General features: G+C 60.1%; 14 protein-coding genes and 1 tRNA gene. 9 read left to right on the forward strand and 6 right to left on the reverse strand.

The genetic code is table 11. From position 1 onward, the window contains the following. Positions 1–42: 42 nt before the first annotated feature. The 4 genes from araD1 to chvE form a co-directional block, all read right to left on the reverse strand. Positions 43–1,038: an AraD1 family protein gene (gene araD1, locus RLCC275e_RS16275; protein WP_033180078.1), complete on the reverse strand. Its 996-nt coding sequence runs from the start codon at positions 1,036–1,038 to the stop codon at positions 43–45. 118 nt (positions 1,039–1,156) lie between these two features. Continuing rightward, positions 1,157–2,368, reverse strand: coding sequence for a multiple monosaccharide ABC transporter permease (gene mmsB, locus RLCC275e_RS16280; protein ID WP_003561801.1), 1,212 nt, complete (start codon positions 2,366–2,368; stop codon positions 1,157–1,159). After that, a complete protein-coding gene (gene mmsA / locus RLCC275e_RS16285; RefSeq protein ID WP_003561802.1) occupies positions 2,365–3,903 on the reverse strand; it encodes a multiple monosaccharide ABC transporter ATP-binding protein in 1,539 nt (512 codons plus the stop codon). The genes mmsB and mmsA overlap by 4 nt, the downstream gene beginning before the upstream one ends. 93 nt (positions 3,904–3,996) lie before the next feature. After that, positions 3,997–5,061, reverse strand: coding sequence for a multiple monosaccharide ABC transporter substrate-binding protein (chvE, locus tag RLCC275e_RS16290; protein WP_003561803.1), 1,065 nt, complete (start codon positions 5,059–5,061; stop codon positions 3,997–3,999). Positions 5,062–5,331: 270 nt separating this feature from the next. Here chvE and RLCC275e_RS16295 point away from each other — a divergent pair, with 270 nt between their 5' ends. Then, a complete protein-coding gene (locus RLCC275e_RS16295) occupies positions 5,332–6,336 on the forward strand; it encodes a LysR family transcriptional regulator (RefSeq protein ID WP_033180657.1) in 1,005 nt (334 codons plus the stop codon). Positions 6,337–6,399: 63 nt separating this feature from the next. Further along, a complete protein-coding gene (locus RLCC275e_RS16300) occupies positions 6,400–6,870 on the forward strand; it encodes a hypothetical protein (protein WP_033180076.1) in 471 nt (156 codons plus the stop codon). Here RLCC275e_RS16300 and RLCC275e_RS16305 read toward each other — a convergent pair whose 3' ends face one another. Further along, on the reverse strand, positions 6,871–7,152 hold the full coding sequence (locus RLCC275e_RS16305; RefSeq protein ID WP_033180075.1) for a hypothetical protein: 282 nt from the start codon (positions 7,150–7,152) through the stop codon (positions 6,871–6,873). It lies immediately after the preceding gene. Positions 7,153–7,577: 425 nt separating this feature from the next. On the opposite strand from RLCC275e_RS16305, the gene iolG reads away from it, so the two are divergent. Continuing rightward, complete coding sequence (iolG, locus tag RLCC275e_RS16310) at positions 7,578–8,570, forward strand: inositol 2-dehydrogenase (RefSeq protein ID WP_033180074.1); 993 nt, start codon at positions 7,578–7,580, stop codon at positions 8,568–8,570. Between the two features lie 273 nt (positions 8,571–8,843). On the opposite strand, the gene RLCC275e_RS16315 is transcribed toward iolG, so the two are convergent. Further along, positions 8,844–10,067 carry an ROK family transcriptional regulator gene (locus RLCC275e_RS16315; RefSeq protein ID WP_033180073.1) on the reverse strand — a complete coding sequence of 408 codons (1,224 nt, stop codon included), beginning with the start codon at positions 10,065–10,067 and terminating at the stop codon, positions 8,844–8,846. Between the two features lie 228 nt (positions 10,068–10,295). Here RLCC275e_RS16315 and xylF point away from each other — a divergent pair, with 228 nt between their 5' ends. The 6 genes from xylF to RLCC275e_RS16345 all read left to right on the forward strand — a co-directional run bounded on the left by xylF (position 10,296) and on the right by RLCC275e_RS16345 (position 17,627). Next, the gene (gene xylF / locus RLCC275e_RS16320) at positions 10,296–11,336 is read left to right on the forward strand and encodes a D-xylose ABC transporter substrate-binding protein (RefSeq protein ID WP_003561809.1); all 1,041 of its coding nucleotides are present in this window, start codon (positions 10,296–10,298) and stop codon (positions 11,334–11,336) included. 264 nt (positions 11,337–11,600) lie between these two features. After that, positions 11,601–12,914: a sugar ABC transporter permease gene (locus RLCC275e_RS16325; RefSeq protein WP_033180656.1), complete on the forward strand. Its 1,314-nt coding sequence runs from the start codon at positions 11,601–11,603 to the stop codon at positions 12,912–12,914. A 14-nt stretch (positions 12,915–12,928) separates the two neighbouring features. Beyond that, on the forward strand, positions 12,929–13,711 hold the full coding sequence (locus RLCC275e_RS16330; protein ID WP_003561812.1) for an ATP-binding cassette domain-containing protein: 783 nt from the start codon (positions 12,929–12,931) through the stop codon (positions 13,709–13,711). A 205-nt stretch (positions 13,712–13,916) separates the two neighbouring features. Then, positions 13,917–13,993: transfer RNA gene (locus tag RLCC275e_RS16335), tRNA-Arg, on the forward strand. Between the two features lie 1,030 nt (positions 13,994–15,023). After that, positions 15,024–16,400, forward strand: coding sequence for a peptidoglycan L,D-endopeptidase MepK (locus RLCC275e_RS16340; RefSeq protein ID WP_033180071.1), 1,377 nt, complete (start codon positions 15,024–15,026; stop codon positions 16,398–16,400). A gap of 270 nt (positions 16,401–16,670) precedes the next feature. Next, on the forward strand, positions 16,671–17,627 hold the full coding sequence (locus tag RLCC275e_RS16345) for an NAD-dependent epimerase/dehydratase family protein (RefSeq protein ID WP_033180070.1): 957 nt from the start codon (positions 16,671–16,673) through the stop codon (positions 17,625–17,627). Positions 17,628–17,785: the final 158 nt, after the last annotated feature.

The following is a 17,785-nucleotide window of genomic DNA, read 5'->3' on the forward strand; positions in this document are numbered from 1 at the left end:
ACGAGCAAAGAGCCGGCCGCCGGATGCGGCCAGGTCTTGAATTCAGAGCTGCCTGACGGCGATCTCTTCCTCGGCGGCCACCTTCAGCGGATTGCGGAGCGCCAGGCCGAATTCGGCAACTTCGATCTCGAAGACGTCGCCCTCTTCGGTCTTGACGCCGTCGGCAAAGGAAAGGGTCGCCGTGCCGAACATATGGACATGCACATCGCCCGGAACACGGAAGAGGCCATATTTGAAATGGTGATATTCCAGATTGGCGAAGGTGTGCGACATGTTCGCTTCACCTGATAGGAACGGCTTTTCGAAGATCACCTTATCGCCGCGCTTGATGCGCGAGGTACCGCGAATATCGTCCGGCGCCGCGCCGATGCGGATTTCCGGACCATAGGCGGCCGGGCGCAGTTTCGAGTGGGCCAGAAAGAGATAGTTGATCCGCTCGGTGACGTGGTCCGAAAATTCGTTCGACAGCGCAAAGCCGATGCGGAACGGCGTGCCGTCCTTGGCGATCACGTAAATGCCAGCCATTTCAGGCTCTTCGCCGCCGTCGAGCGCGAAGGAGGGCGAGATGAGCGGCGCGCCGGGGGCAGCCGTGCCATAGCCGTTGCCCTTGTAGAACCATTCGGGCTGGACGCCCTTTTCGCCGGCCTTCGGCTTGCCGTTCTCGAGGCCCATCTTGAACATCTTCATCGAGTCCGTGAGGGTTTCCTCCGCGGCCTCGGTGGTCTTCTTATGCATGGAATCGCGCGTTGCCGCCGAGCCCAAATGCGTCAGGCCGGTGCCGGTCAGATGCAGGTGCGCGGCATCGGGATGGGTGATCGGCGGAAGGAAACGGCCTTCCGCATTGGCCTTCTCAAGATCGACGGCGTCCCCGTAGCCATGCGCTTCGATGACCGAGGCAAGAGACTTGCCGCCATCTGCGGCTTCCATCGCCAGTGCATAGACGCTGACGGCGTTCTTGACCGACCTTGCAGCGCCGCCCTGCTCGCGTACGGCGACGATGATCTCTCCGTTTGCACCCTTGATCTGTGAAATAAGCACGTCTTCGATCCTTCTCGTTTCGGCGAAGACAGGAAAAAGCTCCGCCTGTCCGGCTCCATCAGGAGCCGGAATCCATCATTCATAGGACTGCGAATGCCTGGCTAGCGCCTTGAGACGCTCAGCCCTTGTTCTTATTGTAGACGTCGAAGAACACGGCAGCGAGAAGCACCGCACCCTTGACCATCTGCTGCGAGTCGGTGCCGAGACCGTGGATCGACATGCCGTTGTTCATGATGCCCATGATCAGAGCGCCGATAACAGCGCCGGTCACTTTGCCGACGCCGCCCTGGGCGGATGCGCCGCCGATGAAGCAGGCCGCGATCACGTCGAGTTCAAGGCCGAAGCCGCCCTTGGCCGTCGCCGAGTTCAGACGCAGGGCAACGATAAGTCCGGCCAGTCCGGCAAGCAGGCCCATGTTTGCGAACGTCAGGAAGGTCAGCCGCTCGGTGTTGATACCGGAAAGCTTCGTCGCCTTCTCATTGCCGCCCATGGCGTAGATGCGGCGGCCGATCGTCGTCCGGCGGGTAATGAAGGCATAGGCAGCAACCAAAACGAGCATGACCATCAGCACATTCGGGAAGCCGCGGTAGATGGACAGCTGGTAGCCGAGCGCCAGAATGGCGAGGGTGACGAGGGCGTTCTGGGCGAGGAAGAAGCCCAGCGGCTCGACGTCATTGCCATGCTTTTCATTCGACAGGCGCTTGCGCCATGCCAGATAGAAGAGGGTTACGGCGCCGACAACGGTCAGAATGATCGAGGTCGAGTTGATGCCGCCCATATCGAAAGCGTTCGGCAGGAAGCCGATGCTGATCAGCTGGAAAGCCGGCGGGAAAGGACCGATGCTGGTGCCGGTCCCCGATGCCGTCATCACGAACAGCGTCAGTCCGCGGAAGACCAGCATGCCAGCCAACGTGACGATGAAGGACGGGATCTTGTGATAGGCGACGAAATAGCCCTGGATGCCGCCAACAAGCGCACCCATGGCGAGACATACGATACCCGCCAGGACGTAGTTGGTGTGCCATTGCACCGTCATTACACCGGCGATAGCGCCGATAAAGCCGACGACGGAACCAACCGAAAGGTCGATATGGCCGGCAACGATCACCAGCAGCATGCCGAGCGCCATGATGACGATGAACGAGTTCTGCAGAATGATGTTTGTCAGGTTGAGCGGCCTGAAGAGAACGCCACCGGTCGAGAACTGGAAGAACACCATGATCGCGATGAGCGCGATAAACATGCCATATTCGCGGATGTTGCCGCGAACGTAGTCTCCGATGGAGACGACACGCCCTTGCTCAGCGATAGGTTGATTGATCGGTGTCATTGTTTCTTCTCCCCTGAGCGCATGATAGCGCGCATGATGGTTTCCTGGCTTGCTTCTCCCTTCGGCAGTTCCGCGACGATGCGTCCTTCGTTCATCACGTAGATGCGGTCACACGTACCAAGCAGTTCGGGCATTTCCGATGAGATCATCAGAACGCCCTTTCCATCGGCGGCAAGCTGGTTGATGATGGTATAGATTTCGTATTTTGCGCCAACATCGATGCCGCGGGTCGGCTCGTCGAGGATCAAAATATCGGGATTGGAGAACAGCCATTTCGACAGCACCACCTTCTGCTGGTTGCCGCCGGAAAGATTGACCGTCTCCTGGAAGATGCTGGAGGAACGGATGCGCAATTTCGACCGAAAGTCGGTCGCAACCCGCGCCTCCTTGAAGCTGTCGATAACAGACGCATTCGACACCGCCTTCAAATTGACGAGCGTCGTATTGTGCAGGATCGTGTCATTGAGCACGAGGCCGAGCTGCTTGCGGTCTTCGGTGACGTAGGCGAGACCCGCATCGATTGCCTTGCGCACGGTGCTGACGTCGACCGGCTTGCCGTGCATCAGCGCCTCGCCCGAAACCTTGTGGCCATAGGCCTTGCCGAAGAGGCTCATGGCGAATTCGGTGCGCCCTGCCCCCATCAGGCCGGCGATGCCGACGACTTCGCCCTTGCGGACGGTGACGTTGATATTGTGCAGGACCTGACGATCGCGGTGCTGCTGGTGGTAGGCGTTCCAGTTCTTCACTTCGAGAATGGTTTCGCCGATCGGCACCGAACGCGGCGGATAGCGGTCTTCAAGATCGCGGCCGACCATGTTGCGGATGATGATGTCTTCGCTGATCTCGTCCGCATGACAGTCGAGCGTCTTGACGGTCATCCCGTCGCGCAGGACCGTGATCTGGTCGGCGACCTTACGGATCTCGTTCAGCTTATGGGAAATGATGATTGACGTGATGCCCTGCTTGCGGAACTCGATCAGCAGGTTGAGCAGAGCGTCGGAATCGCGTTCATTGAGCGATGCTGTGGGTTCGTCGAGGATAAGCAGCTTGACGCTCTTCGACAGCGCCTTGGCGATCTCGACGAGCTGCTGCTTGCCGACGCCGATGTCGGTGACCAGCGTGTTCGGAGATTCGGACAGGCCTACTTTCTTCAGCAGCTGCTTCGTGCGGTTGAATGTCTCGTCCCAGCTGATGACGCCGCTCTTGGCATTCTCGTTGCCAAGGAAGATGTTTTCGCCGATCGACAGCAACGGCACGAGCGCCAGTTCCTGGTGAATGATGACGATGCCGATTTCTTCGGAGTCCTTCAGGACCTTGAAGTTGCGCGTCTCGCCTTCATAGACGATGTCGCCTTCATAGCTTCCTGTGGGATAGACGCCTGATAGCACTTTCATCAGGGTCGATTTGCCGGCCCCGTTTTCGCCCACCAATGCGTGGATCTCACCCTGGCGAACCTTGAGGTTCACATTCTCCAGCGCCTTGACGCCCGGGAACGTCTTGGTGATGCTCCGCATTTCGAGGATTGTATTTTCCATAGTCAAAGTTCCAGCGCCTGCAGCCGTCAAGCGGCTGGGCGATCATAAAATCGAAGACCGGAACCCGCAAGCGCGGGCTCCGGTCCTTCTCAATTACTTCAGCTTGTCTTCAGAGTAGTAACCGCTGTCGACGAGGATCTGCTTGTAGTTGGTCTTGTCGACGGCAACCGGCTTCAGCAGATAGGACGGAACGACCTTGACGCCGTTGTCGTAGGTCTTCGTGTCGTTGACCTCAGGCTCCTTGCCGGACATCACGGCATCAACCATGGCAACGGTGACCTTGGCGAGTTCGCGGGTGTCCTTGAAAATCGTCGAGTGCTGTTCGCCAGCGATGATCGACTTGACCGACGGGATTTCAGCGTCCTGACCGGTGACGATCGGCAGCGGCTGAGCCGCAGTACCGTAACCAACGCCCTTCAGCGAGGAGATGATACCGATGGACAGACCGTCGTAAGGCGACAGAACGGCATCGACCTTGGCGTCGGTGTAGTTGGCCGAGAGCAGGTTGTCCATGCGGGCCTGGGCCGTTGCCGGATCCCAACGCAGCGTGCCGACCTTGTCCATGCCGGTCTGGCCGGACTTCACGACGAGCTTGCCGCTGTCGATGTAGGGCTGCAGGACAGACATTGCGCCATCATAGAAGAAGAAGGCGTTGTTGTCGTCCGGCGAACCGCCGAACAGTTCGATGTTGAACGGGCCCTTGCCATCCTTGAGGCCGAGGCCGTCAACGATGGAGCCAGCCTGCAGAACGCCGACCTGGAAGTTGTCGAAGGTGGCGTAGTAGTCGACGTTGCCCGAATCGCGGATCAGACGGTCATAAGCGATGACCTTGATGCCGGCGTCGTGTGCCTTCTGGAGAACGTCAGAAAGCGTCGTGCCGTCGATCGAAGCGATGACGAGAACCTTGGCACCCTTGGTGACCATGTTTTCGATCTGCGAAAGCTGGTTTGGAATATCGTCGTCGCCATACTGCAGGTCAGTGCCGTAACCGGCAGCCTGGAGCTGCTTGACGATGTTGTTGCCGTCGTCGATCCAGCGGGCCGAAGCCTTGGTCGGCATCGCGATACCGACAGTGCCCTTATCCGCGGCTAGAGCCGGTGCAACGAACGAAGCGACGCCGAAGGCAGCCGCAGCCATCAATGAGATAATGGATTTCATTTCTCTCTCCCTTGTTAATAAGCAGCGGACGAAAAATCGCCCGCCCCGAAACTGTGGCAGGTTCCGTATTGGATAGTTACTTCAGATGGTGAGAAACGAAGTAGGTCTCCTCCACGATCTCACACGTGTTGAGTGCCAACCAGCACACGGCGGCAAACTGGTATGGATTCCTATAACTGTCAAATAGAATAAGTGCTAACGTGCATAACAATTTTGGTATATCGTTAAAAAGTATTACTTTTGATGGAGCGCAGCGAGGAGGCTGCAACCATGACGGTTATTTCCGAGCCATTTTCGATGGATCATGTCGATATCCACAGTGATAATTTCGGCGATGACAGCCTTTTGCGTGCAGGACTTAAGCTGAATCACCTGCGGATGATCGTCGCAATCGAAGATAGTGGACAGATTTCCGCGGCTGCGGAAGTCCTGAACATCTCGCAGCCCGCCGCGTCACGGATGTTGTCCGAAATGGAATCAATCACCAAGACATCGCTCTATGAGCGCGTGGCCCGCGGCGTGGTGCTGACGACCTTCGGCGCAGCGCTAGCGCGAAGGGCTCGGAAGATCCTCCTGGAGCTGCGTGAGGCGAGCCGCGAGATCGGTGAACTGAAAAGCGGCAAGGGCGGCTCGGTCTTCATCGGCTCGGTGACGGCACCGGCCATGAGCCTCGTCGTGCCGGCGATCAACAAGGTGCGCAAGGCCTATCCCGGCATCGAGATCAACATCCAGGTGGAGACGAGCAACGTGCTTGCCCGCGAACTGCTCGCCGCCCGCCATGATTTCATCATCGGCCGCATTCCTGATGATCTCAACCCGCGCCTGTTCGAGGTAACGGAGATCGGCATCGAACGGGCTTGCCTGATTGTGCGCAGCCGCCATCCGCTCATGAAGCAGAAGACTAGCAGCCTCGCCGACGTCAGGGATTACGACTGGGTGTTCCAGCCGCCGGGCACGCTGCTGCGCCGCACGATCGAGGACGTTTTCCTGTCGCAGGGTGTGGCGCTGCCGGAAAATATCGTCAACACCTCCTCGCTGCTTCTGACCTGCGCCATCATCTGTGAAACCGATGCGATCGCTCCGGTCGCCGTCGACGTCGCCCAGTTCCTTGCCAGCCAAGGCTCGAATGCCTCGGATGTGCGCATGCTGCCGATCGATTTCGACATCAACGTCAAGCCCTACAGCATGATCACGGCCAGGGAGCGGGCGCTGCCGCCGAGCGCGAGGCTGCTCTACGACATCATCCTCGAGGAGAGCCGCAAGCAGGCCGGCTGACGACACCCGCAAGCCCTGCGCCATCTTGTCCGTTTTTAATGCATGCTTCGAAGGGAAGGCGGGATGCTGTTCGGACAGTCGGTATTTCAATCAGTCCTCGAGCGGCTGAAGGCAGAGGACGAGACGGCCGAAGACGCCGAAGCGCCGGCTGCCCATCGCGTCTCCGGCCTCGGCACCGGGCTTGCCTTCGATGTCATGGAGGGCGTCTCGGCTGCTTCGCAACGCGTCGGCCAGGCCTATTTCGACAATCTGGATCTCGATGCCGCCGCTGGGGTCGTGGAAAAGCCGGCGCCTGCGCCTCCAGCCGAGCCCGTCATGCCGGACCATCTCGTCCGCACGACACCGCAGGAGGTTGCCGCCGAACTGGCGATATCCGCCGCCGATACGCCGCTGACGCTCCGCGAAAAGCGCCGCGCCTTCGCCCGCGCCAATCATCCCGATGGCGTAGAATTGCCCTTCCGTGACAACGCGACGAAGCGCATGATGCTGGCCAATCTGCTGATCGACGAAGCGCTGCGGCGATTGAGCCGCTGACTATTCCGCCTGCCCGTCCTTCGAAGGTTTTTCAGCGGTCGCCGCGGGTTCGTCCTCGTCCTCGGCGTCAGGCTGCACGGGCGGCTCGATGGCCGGAGGCTGCGGATTGAAGGTCCAGAACAGCATATAGAAGGAATAGGCGCCTGCCCCGCCGGCCAGCACCGCCCAGAACGGATCGCCGGTGACAAGTTCGACCACGGCCCAGCCGAAGCAAACGGCAACGATGGCAATTCGCACCCAGAGGCGCCGATATGCCGGATGATTCGGATCGATGAGTTGCATTCCTGCCCCGCGGTCGCATGTGTCGCACTGCCGTCGGCCCGTGCCGCGATTGTCTCTAGAGCATGATGCCGAAAAGTGTAAGCGGTTTTCGGACGACATCATGCTCGAACTATATAATGTAGAACAGGATTCAGATTTTAGGCCGACCCGGCCTAAAGTCATCCTGTTCTAGAGCCTTTCCTGTTCAGATTAAAGTATTCTCTTGGCTGAAAGTCCGGGCATCTCTAGCCGGGATCAGAGGCTATCGGCTCTGCCCTGACCAAAACCTGCTCCGGCAGAATACGTCAATCCGAGCAGGACAGGCCTCGTTCGAATCTTGCAAATGTGAGAGATCCCCGGGCTTGACGCGGTCCACAGAAGATGGAATGAAAATTCCAGAAATTCGATAATTCGGTTTATTTGTTCCGAATTCAAGGGAGGTTAGAATGACAGTGAGATTTGGTCTTCTCGGCGCCGGCCGCATTGGTAAAGTTCATGCGAAGGCTGTCAGCGGCGACGCCAATGCAAAGCTCGTCGCGGTCGCCGACGCCTTTCCGCAGGCTGCCGAAGCGATCGCCTCCGCCTATGGCTGCGAAGTCCGCACCATCGAGGCGATCGAGGCCGCCAAGGATATCGACGCCGTCGTCATCTGCACGCCGACGGATACCCATGCCGATCTGATCGAGCGCTTCGCCCGCGCCGGCAAGGCGATCTTCTGCGAAAAGCCGATCGATCTCGACGTCGCCCGCGTCAAGGCCTGCATCAAGGTGGTGGAGGAGACCGGCGGCAAGCTGATGGTCGGCTTCAACCGCCGCTTCGACCCGCATTTCATGGCGGTGCGCAAGGTCATCGACGAAGGCAAGATCGGCGATGTCGAGATGGTGACGATCACCTCGCGCGATCCCGGTGCCCCGCCGGTCGACTACATCAAGCGCTCGGGCGGCATCTTCCGCGACATGACGATCCATGACTTCGACATGGCCCGCTTCCTGCTCGGCGAAGAACCGGTGTCGGTTTTCGCGACCGCTGCCGTGCTCGTCGACAAGGCGATCGGCGAAGCTGGTGACTATGACAGCGTTTCGGTGATCCTGCAGACGAAATCCGGCAAGCAGGCCATCATCTCCAACTCCCGCCGCGCCACCTATGGCTACGACCAGCGCATCGAGGCACACGGCTCCAAGGGCCTCGTCTCGGCCGAAAACCAGCGCCCGGTCTCGATCGAAGTCGCAAACGACGAAGGCTACACCCGCCCGCCGCTGCATGACTTCTTCATGACCCGTTATACCGAAGCCTATGCCAACGAGATCGCCAGCTTCATCGCCGCAATCGAGAAGGGCTCGAAGATCTCTCCCTCAGGCGCCGATGGTCTCGCAGCGCTCGCGCTCGCCGATGCCGCGGTCCAGTCGGTCAAGGAAGGCAAGCTCATCAAGATCGGCTGACGGTCCTCTCCCGACCGGAAGCCATGCATGAGATGGCCGGGCACCAGCCCGGCCATTTCGCGTTTGGTGACACCCGCAGGTGCGTGAACCGAAGACCCCTCCCCATCCCCTCCCCACAAGGGGGAGGGGCTAAGATGCCGCGCCCGCGGCTTTCCATTTCACGATTCATCCGCAGAAAGGTTGACGCTTGCCGCCGTCGGCCACCGCACGTTAGTCCCTCCCCCCTGTGGGGAGGGGTTTCGGCAGCCGTCGGAGCACAGCAGGCTCTCTCCCTCAATCCCCGCTCTGAACGCCCGAGAGAACGATATCCTGGTCGATCACCGACAGTGCCCGGTTCAGATGTCCTTCGAAGACGAGGATCTGCTCGTCGGGCACCACCCTGATCTCGGGCATGCCTTCCATGCGCACGATATGCGACTGCCCCAGACCCTCTTCGATCCCTTGCCGAAGAAGGTCGTAATAGCGCGTGCCCGGCCCGGTGATGGCGATCGGCATGCGCTCCGTCAGGCTCAGCATGCGCGACAGCCCGTTGCCGAGCGCCAGCCCCGCCTGGCGAAAGGCAAAGGCGGGGACGCGGTGGCCCTGGCGCGCCTTGGCAGCGATCTTGTCGAGTTCCGCCACCGGCACGAACTTTGCCGGGATCGTATCGAGCGGCACTTCGAAGGCGCTGCGCAGGATGGCGTAGAAACCGGCATAGGCCTCGATGCAGCCGCGCGTGCCGCAGCGGCAGAGCCCACCATTGGCCATGTGCAGCATGTGCCCGAAATTGGGCGCCGATATCTCCTGGCCTGTCTGGTTGCCCCGTCTGACGATCCCGAGCCCGATGCTATGGCCGAGCGAAAGGGCGGCGAGCGAGCGGAAATCGGCGCCTTTCACCATCTCTTCACGCGCGCCGAGCGCTGCTGCGACCAGCAGCGTCTCGTTGTCGAGGATCACCTTGGCCTGCCATTCCGGCCGAAGCGCCGATTCGAAATCGATCTGGTCGCTGCCGAAGATCGGCGACCAGACGAGAACCGGCTCGGTGGAATTGACCAGCCCCTTGCTGCTGATCGAGATCAGCAGCACCTTTTCTTGGCTGATCTTAGAACGATCGAGAATACGCAAAAGCCCGGCCCGCACCGCCGCGACGAAGCGGACAGCGCCTGCCGGATCATGCGAACGTTCCTCGCTGAAGCGGTCGATCAGTTTACCGGCATAATCGACCAGCGAATATTGCACCGCATCCGAGGAGATGATGACGACGATGAGATAGCCGCAATCGCGTCGCTGGCGCAGCAGCACGCGTGGCCGGCCGCGGCCGCTTGCCGGTTGATGTTCCGATTTCTCGATGATCTGGGCTTTTTCCAGCTCAGTGGTGATCGCCGAGATGGTGGCCGACGACAGCCCGGTAAAATCGGATATTTCGGTATGCGCGAGCGCACCGTGGCGACGCAGCACGGACAGCACGAGCACGCTGTTTCTCTGCCGGACCAGCTCCGTGCTCGACTTGGTCAGCATGAATGCCGCCCTCTCTCCCTGCTTGCTCCACCCTTGGTTTCCACTGCATCTCCAGCTGAAGTTTCGCAAGGAAATTAAGCTGGCAGTGCAGTGTTGACAGTTGAAAAAATCTCTGACACTAAATTTCTCGACTGTCGAGAAAAAAATCCGAACCTTTCCTCGACAGCTTTTCGCGGTGGCCGGAGGAAGCATGGGCTGGGCCGGTCGCAATCCACTCGGGAGGACATTATGAAGTCTATTTTGAAATTGATGGCCGGTGCTGCCATCCTCGTTTCCGTACATACCGCTGCCATGGCTGCCGATCTCGTCGTCGGTGTTTCCTGGTCGAATTTCCAGGAAGAACGCTGGAAGACCGACGAAGCCGCCATCAAGAAGGCTCTCGAAGCCAAGGGCGCCAAGTATATTTCCGCTGACGCGCAGTCTTCTGCCGCAAAGCAGCTTACCGACGTCGAATCGCTGATCTCGCAGGGCGCCAACGCGCTGATCATTCTCGCCCAGGACTCCGATGCAATCGGCCCGGCCATCGAGAAGGCCGCCGCTGAAGGCATCCCGGTCGTCGGCTATGACCGCCTGATCGAAAACCCGGCTGCCTTCTACATCACATTCGACAACAAGGAAGTCGGCCGCTTGCAGGCTGAAGGCGTTTTCAAGGCCAAGCCGGAAGGCAATTACGTCTTCATCAAGGGCTCGTCTTCCGATCCGAATGCAGACTTCCTGTTCTCGGGCCAGCAGGAAGTCCTGAAGGCCGCCATCGACGCAGGCAAGATCAAGAATGTCGGCGAGGCCTATACTGACGGCTGGTTGCCGGAGAACGCTCAGCGCAACATGGAGCAGTTCCTGACCGCCAACAACAACAAGGTTGACGCCGTCGTCGCCTCGAATGACGGCACCGCCGGCGGCGCGATCGCTGCTCTCGACGCACAAGGCCTCGCCGGCTCCGTTCCGGTTTCCGGCCAGGACGGCGACAAGGCAGCCCTCAACCGCATCGCTCTCGGCACGCAGACGGTTTCCGTCTGGAAGGACAGCCGCGAACTCGGCAAGCGCGCCGCTGAAATCGCTCTCGACCTCGCCGGCGGCAAGGACATGAGCAAGATCGACGGCGCCCAGGCTTTCAAGGGCGGCCCCAAGGGCGTCGAAATGCAGTCGGTCTTCCTGAAGCCGCTTGCGATCACCAAGGACAATCTGAACGTCGTCATCGACGCCGGCTGGATCTCCAAGGCGGAAGCGTGCCAGGGCGTCAAGGCCGACAGCGTCGCTGCCTGCAAGTAAGCCAAGGGCTGTGAACTGAAATTGCCGGCGCCGCAGCGGAACACCGTTGCGGCGCCGGGTGCGGATGAGACCTCCAACGACGAAGTTTTCTCCGCCTCGCCGCACCATAGCGGGTTTTCATTCCCTGCCGGAACGGTGTCGCGACGCCACGCGACCGGTTTCCGGAAGCATCGCGATGGTGAGTTGAAGAACAGACGCATGACGCCGATGCAGCTCGGGCACGCCGGCGCATCCGTCCAAACAAAGTGGGGGAACGGCAAACCCATGGCCGAAATGGTAAAATCCACAACATCAAGCGGACCGCGAGCGGCGGAAGCCAGTCCGGTGACCCGCTTCTTCCGCGCCACCGAGATCGACACGCGTCTGCTCGGCATGATCGGCGCGCTGATCATCATCTGGATCGGTTTCCATATCATCACCGGCGGCCTCTTCCTGACCCCGCGCAATCTCTGGAACCTCTCGGTCCAGACGACCGACATCGCCGTCATGACGACGGGCATGGTGCTGATCATCGTCACCCGCAATATCGACCTGTCGGTCGGTTCCGTGCTCGGCCTCTGCGGCATGATCATGGGCGTGACGCAGGCCAAGATCCTGCCGGAATATATCGGCTTCGACAGCCCCTTCACCTGGGCGATCACGCTGCTGGTCGGATTGGCGGCAGGTTGCCTGATCGGCGCCTTCCAGGGCATCATCATCGCCTTCCTCAACGTTCCCTCCTTCATCGTCACGCTCGGCGGCCTGCTGGTCTGGCGCGGCGCCACCTGGCTCGTCACCAGCGGCCAGACGGTTGCCCCGATGGACCAGACCTTCCGCATCATGGGCGGCGGCGCCGAAGGCTCGATCGGCGCCACCTGGAGCTGGATCGTCGGCATCTGCGCCTGCCTCTTCGTCATCGCAAGCATCGTCGGCTCACGCCGGCAGCGCCGGCGCTTCGGTTTCCCGCGCCGGCCGATGTGGGCTGAATATTTCCTCGCGGTCCTCAGCTGCGTGCTCATCCTCGGCGCGGTCTGGATCGCCAACAGCTATTACTGGCCGATCAACATCGCCAAGAAATATGCCGAGGCCAACAATATTCCCTGGCCCGAAACCGGTCTGGACATTCCCTACGGTATCGCCGTGCCGGTGCTGATCGCGATCGTCGTCGGCATCATCATGACCTTCATCGCGACAAGGTTGCGCTTCGGCCGCTATGTCTTCGCGATTGGCGGCAACCCCGAAGCGGCAGAACTCGCCGGCATAAAGACGCGCTGGGTCACCGTGCGCATCTTCGCGCTGATGGGCATTCTCGCGGCCATCGCCGCGGCGATTTCCACCGCCCGCCTCAATGCCGCGACGAACTCGCAGGGTACGCTCGACGAGCTCTATACCATCGCCGCCGCCGTTATCGGCGGAACGTCGCTGGCCGGCGGCACCGGCACCATTGCCGGCGCCATGCTCGGCGCCCTCGTCATGCAGTCGCTGCAGTCGGGCATGGTGCTCGCGCATGTCGATACGCCGCTGCAGAGCGTCGTCGTCGGCACCGTCCTTGTCGTGGCAGTCTGGCTCGACACCGTCTACCGCGCCCGTGCCAAGTGAGAGGAGCCCTAGACATGGCTGATCAACGCACTCCCCTCGTGGAACTGAAAAACATCTCGATCTCCTTCGGCGGCATTCACGCCGTGGACAATGCCTCGGTCGATCTCTACCCCGGCGAAGTCGTGGCATTGCTCGGCCATAACGGCGCCGGCAAGTCGACGCTCATCAAGATCCTCTCCGGCGCCTACAAGCGCGATGGCGGCGAGATCCTGATCAACGGCGAGCCGGCCGACATCCGCAATCCGCGCGATGCCAAGAAATACGGGATCGAGACGATCTACCAGACGCTCGCCGTCGCCGACAATGTCGACGCCGCCGCCAACCTCTATCTCGGCCGCGAGCTGAAGACCCGCTGGGGCACGCTCGACGACGTCGCGATGGAAGCCTCGGCCCGCGAGGTGATGGGGCGCCTCAACCCCAACTTCAAACGCTTCAAGGAGCCGGTGAAGGCGCTTTCGGGCGGCCAGCGGCAATCGGTGGCGATCGCCCGTGCGATCCTCTTCAACGCCCGCATCCTGATCATGGACGAACCGACGGCAGCGCTCGGCCCCCAGGAGACGGCGCAGGTCGGTGAGCTGATCAAGCAGCTGAAGAAGGAAGGCATCGGCATCTTCCTCATCAGCCACGACATCCACGACGTCTTCGACCTCGCCGACCGCGTTTCGGTGATGAAGAACGGCCAGGTCGTCGGCCACGCCCGCACCGAAGACGTGACCAAGGACGAAGTCCTCGGCATGATCATCCTCGGCAAGGTGCCGTCAAAGGCGATCCCCGGCCCCGGCGCCATGCAGATCTGACTGCCGCGGACCGACAGCCACACTAACCACGCTCCGCCGCCCGCAAGGCCGGCGGAGTTTTTATGCAACGGTCCTCTTGGCTGATGGATAAAAACACCCTGCAAAGCGCAAGCACCCGTATTTCTGAGAATTTCGCGATTGAAGCCGGCCGCAAGCTAGGCTAAGAACCACCCATCGGACAGGCGATTCAAACCGCCTCAAGCATGCACCCGTAGCTCAGCTGGATAGAGTGTTGGATTCCGATTCCAAAGGTCACAGGTTCGAATCCTGTCGGGTGCGCCACAAAACACATTGAAATTATTGACTTATTGCCCTTTACTTGCTCTTCCTCCGAGCGGTGGTATCGGTAGCACAAGGCGAACCGCGTCGAAAAAAACCTTTGTATTCAGTATCCGGAAATTGCCGCCGAAGCGGGCGTTAGCACAGTGTTAGCGCGAGCCAGCTAGTGTGGTGACGCCATGGGAAACCCGGTTGTCCGTTGAAAACAGGACAAAAACGAGCCCTGCCGCGGCTTACGGAGGTTAAATGAGACTGGTTCTAGGCAGCGTAATATTGACGTCTGGGATACTGCTATCCAGCCTGTCAGGATTCGCAGCTTCGGGCGGATGGCATTCGGATGGGCAAGGGAGGAGATACTGGCACGTTACTCCGCGGCCCGGTCAATGTAATATAAGCCAAGCGAAAAACCAGGCGCTTCGGGCCGGCATCTATCGTAGCGAGATTATACAGCAGGATGACAATGTCATCGTGCTCCGAGGTCTGGATGAATCGGGCGACCGGCGAACGATCGGTTTCGGCAACATCAGGGGGTGCCCTGAGTTGGAGGGCCATGAGGATAGTCCGAACTTCTGAGGGCATAGCAGAGTTTGTTCAGCGAACTTTCCCAATTCTGACCGAGGCACGCTTTTCTGAGCAAGCGTCGCGTCTCTACCGATCGACGAGGCTGGCGGTTGGCAGCGCATCGGATGCCTCATTCCCAGCTGGCTCGCCCTATTGATTGATCCGGGTTTAAGGTCGATGCATGTTCTGGTCAGCCGCTAGGCTGGAGTTGAGATCGCCTGTTCCGGGAGACTGAAGATCGGGAGCGGTGGTAACCGTTTCAGAGCGGCGGGGATTTCAGAGCAGCACACAATGCGCTCGATGCTCTCCTCCCGCGGGCGTAGGGTCCGATTGCGCTTGAGATGACCCGCTTCCTCAAGTCACCGAGCTTACGAATCCCCTTGTTAGGAATTTATTGACCATAAGCTGGCTTTACTGAGCCTGATGGATGCGGAGATACCCGCACACCGTCGAGTGTTTGGTGTAGGCGGGATTGTTCGTGTTGAAGTATCCAGTGCAAGGATTATCGGGCGGGGCCTTGGGTGGAATTGCCACGCTGCTGTCGCGTGCGGAACGCTTCGCAGCGCAGACCATTCTGCCGGCTCTGTTTGCGCTGCCGGCGCTTATCGGTTCGGCATCATTTGCCTCAGCGGAAGATCGGGCCCTGAAGCTGTTCTTTACCCATACGGGCGAGAGGGCCACGATTACCTACAAGCGGGACGGAAAGTTCGATCCGAAAGGCCTTGCCCAGATCAATCGGTTTCTGCGCGACTGGCGAAGGAACGAGCCGACCCGGATGGATCCCCGGCTGCTCGACCTGGTCTGGGAGGTGTACAAGCGCAGCGGCGGCAAGGACTACATCCATATCGTCTCCGCCTATCGTTCGCCCACCACCAACAACATGCTCCGCAACCGCTCGCGCAGCACGGGCGTCGCCAAGAAGAGCCAGCACATGCTGGGCAAGGCGATGGACTTCTACGTTCCCGGCGTGAAGCTTTCGACGCTGCGTGCGCTTGCCATGCAGATGCAGGTCGGCGGTGTCGGATATTATCCGACCTCGGGATCGCCCTTCGTGCATCTCGATGTCGGCAACGTCAGGGCCTGGCCCCGCATGTCCCGGCAGGAACTCGCTCGACTATTCCCGAATGGGCAGACGATGCACCTGCCGGCCGATGGCCGGCCGCTGCCGGGATACAATCAAGCGGTTGCGAACTACAAGAAGCGCGGCGGCCCCACCTCGATCCAGATCGCCAGCACCGCGGGAGAAGACGAAGACGCAGGAGCGTCGACCACGTCAAGTCGCGATACCGCAGACAATAAACTCGTGACGGCGCTTCTGCCCGCGCCCCGAAGCCGGGCATTGAATGCGCTGGCGCTGCAGACCGGCGCGGCCGAGCGGGATGACAAGCGGTCCGCTCCAGATGTTTCATCTTTGCCGATTCCGATACCGGCGATGCGGCCACCCGCCCTCGAGCACGACGCTGATATGGATGACAAACTGGAAACGGCGTCGATCGGCCCAATTGATGTCCTTCCGGACAGGCCGGCGCCGGCATTGCCGGGCTACGCCCGCTTCGAACCCCTCCGTGTTGCACACCAGGCCTCCAAGCAGGGCGCTGATATGATCGCCTCCCTGCCCATGACCGCTTCCTGGGAGGAAGCAAGTTTCTTTGGATCGACGTCCGACGCGGCGCTGATGAAATGGGCGCTGCATTCTCCCGGCGAGGCGATTGCTTTGAACGCGCCTCGCGTTTCTCCCCGCACGGTTCATCGTGAGGTTAATGCCGCGACATCAGGTAAGGATATCATTCCGGTGGCCGCCACCGACCTGTTCGATGCGAGCCGGTTTGCGTCGCCCCCGGAGGGCTGACCTCAATCATCAGGGCTTGATGCGCGGCACGAAACCGATCGGAAGTGCCGGAACGACCATGGTGAGAACCGGGCTGACGTGTTCGATGTGACGATTGCCGGGCTCCGCGCAACCGACAGCATGCCCAGCGTCCCGCAACGTGACTTCGAGACGCCCGTTTCCGCGCGCGCAAACTCAGACCAAAGTCCGATCCACCCCGGACTTCGTGCCCATACAAAACCTTCGCCCGCTATAATAACAATAATATCCTTAAGTAACGAGGCGGATGATGTGAGAAACGTATTAATTTCTGGCGGAGCAGGCTTCATTGGATCGCATTTATGCGACCGACTTCTACTTAGGAATGACATCCAGAAACTGGTTGTTGTTGACAATCTCTGGACGGGACTTTTCGAAAATATTGCACATATTCGAGACGCCCGTTTCCACTTCGTCAAATCGGACGTCGAAACGCTGCAGACTTCGGAGAAGTTCGACGAAGTCTACCATCTCGCATCCCCCGCATCTCCGCCATGGTACATGAAGGAACCGAAGAGAACGATTTCCGCCAACCTTCTCGGAGCGTTCCGGCTTCTGGATGTGCTGAAGAAGGGCGGGCGTTTCTGTTTTACTTCCTCCTCCGAAGTCTATGGCGACCCGTTGGTGTCGCCGCAGCCGGAAGCTTATAAGGGCCAGGTAGACTGCACCGGACCGCGCTCTTCCTACGACGAGAGCAAGCGATGCACTGAGTCGCTGCTATTCGAGATGCAGCGCACCCAAGGGCTCGACGTCAAGGTCGTCCGCCCCTTCAACATCTACGGTCCCCGGACGCGTTTCGACGATGGCCGCGCTGTGTCCAACTTCATCACCCAGGCGCTTTCGGGCCGCCCGATTACCGTGTTCGGCGACGGCCTTCAGTCCCGCAGTTGGGGCTATGTCGATGACATTGTCGACGGCTTCGCGCGATATTTCTGGATGAACCAAACCGACTACAAGGGGCCTCTGAACGTCGGCAACGATCGGGAGATTTCGGTTCTGGAGGTGGCGCGATATGTTTCAAAGCTCGGCGGCGGCGTGCCGATTGTCTTCCAGCCCTCCCCTCCGCAGGATCCGACGAACAGACGGCCGGATCTCACCAATGCGCACTACGTCATGCCGGAATGGTCGTGCAAAATCACCTACGAACAGGGTGTCGCCATGACGCTCGACTGGTTCAGGGATCAAATGAAGGCACGCGCGGCGCAATGAGCCATCACGGCTTTGGAGCTTCGCGCCTTTGCTGGGCGGCGTGTGCTCACGGTGCAATTGGGAGAGTGATGATGCCAGAACCAATGCCGTCTGATCTGAAGGATATGAGTTTCCTCGTCTCGACTAGAGGGCGAAAATCCCCGCGCTCGGCGATATAC

Origin of the sequence: Rhizobium brockwellii (assembly GCF_000769405.2) — a bacterium.
Taxonomy (GTDB): domain Bacteria; phylum Pseudomonadota; class Alphaproteobacteria; order Rhizobiales; family Rhizobiaceae; genus Rhizobium; species Rhizobium brockwellii.

Coding starts and splice junctions, on each gene's coding strand:
- RLCC275e_RS16295 (WP_033180657.1), top strand. CDS start 5,332: ATGACGGTTATTTCCGAGCCATTTTCGATGGATCATGTCGATATCCAC.
- RLCC275e_RS16300 (WP_033180076.1), top strand. CDS start 6,400: ATGCTGTTCGGACAGTCGGTATTTCAATCAGTCCTCGAGCGGCTGAAG.
- iolG (WP_033180074.1), top strand. CDS start 7,578: ATGACAGTGAGATTTGGTCTTCTCGGCGCCGGCCGCATTGGTAAAGTT.
- RLCC275e_RS16330 (WP_003561812.1), top strand. CDS start 12,929: ATGGCTGATCAACGCACTCCCCTCGTGGAACTGAAAAACATCTCGATC.
- RLCC275e_RS16315 (WP_033180073.1), bottom strand. CDS start 10,067: ATGCTGACCAAGTCGAGCACGGAGCTGGTCCGGCAGAGAAACAGCGTG.
- chvE (WP_003561803.1), bottom strand. CDS start 5,061: ATGAAATCCATTATCTCATTGATGGCTGCGGCTGCCTTCGGCGTCGCT.
- xylF (WP_003561809.1), top strand. CDS start 10,296: ATGAAGTCTATTTTGAAATTGATGGCCGGTGCTGCCATCCTCGTTTCC.
- RLCC275e_RS16325 (WP_033180656.1), top strand. CDS start 11,601: ATGGCCGAAATGGTAAAATCCACAACATCAAGCGGACCGCGAGCGGCG.
- mmsB (WP_003561801.1), bottom strand. CDS start 2,368: ATGACACCGATCAATCAACCTATCGCTGAGCAAGGGCGTGTCGTCTCC.
- RLCC275e_RS16305 (WP_033180075.1), bottom strand. CDS start 7,152: ATGCAACTCATCGATCCGAATCATCCGGCATATCGGCGCCTCTGGGTG.
- mmsA (WP_003561802.1), bottom strand. CDS start 3,903: ATGGAAAATACAATCCTCGAAATGCGGAGCATCACCAAGACGTTCCCG.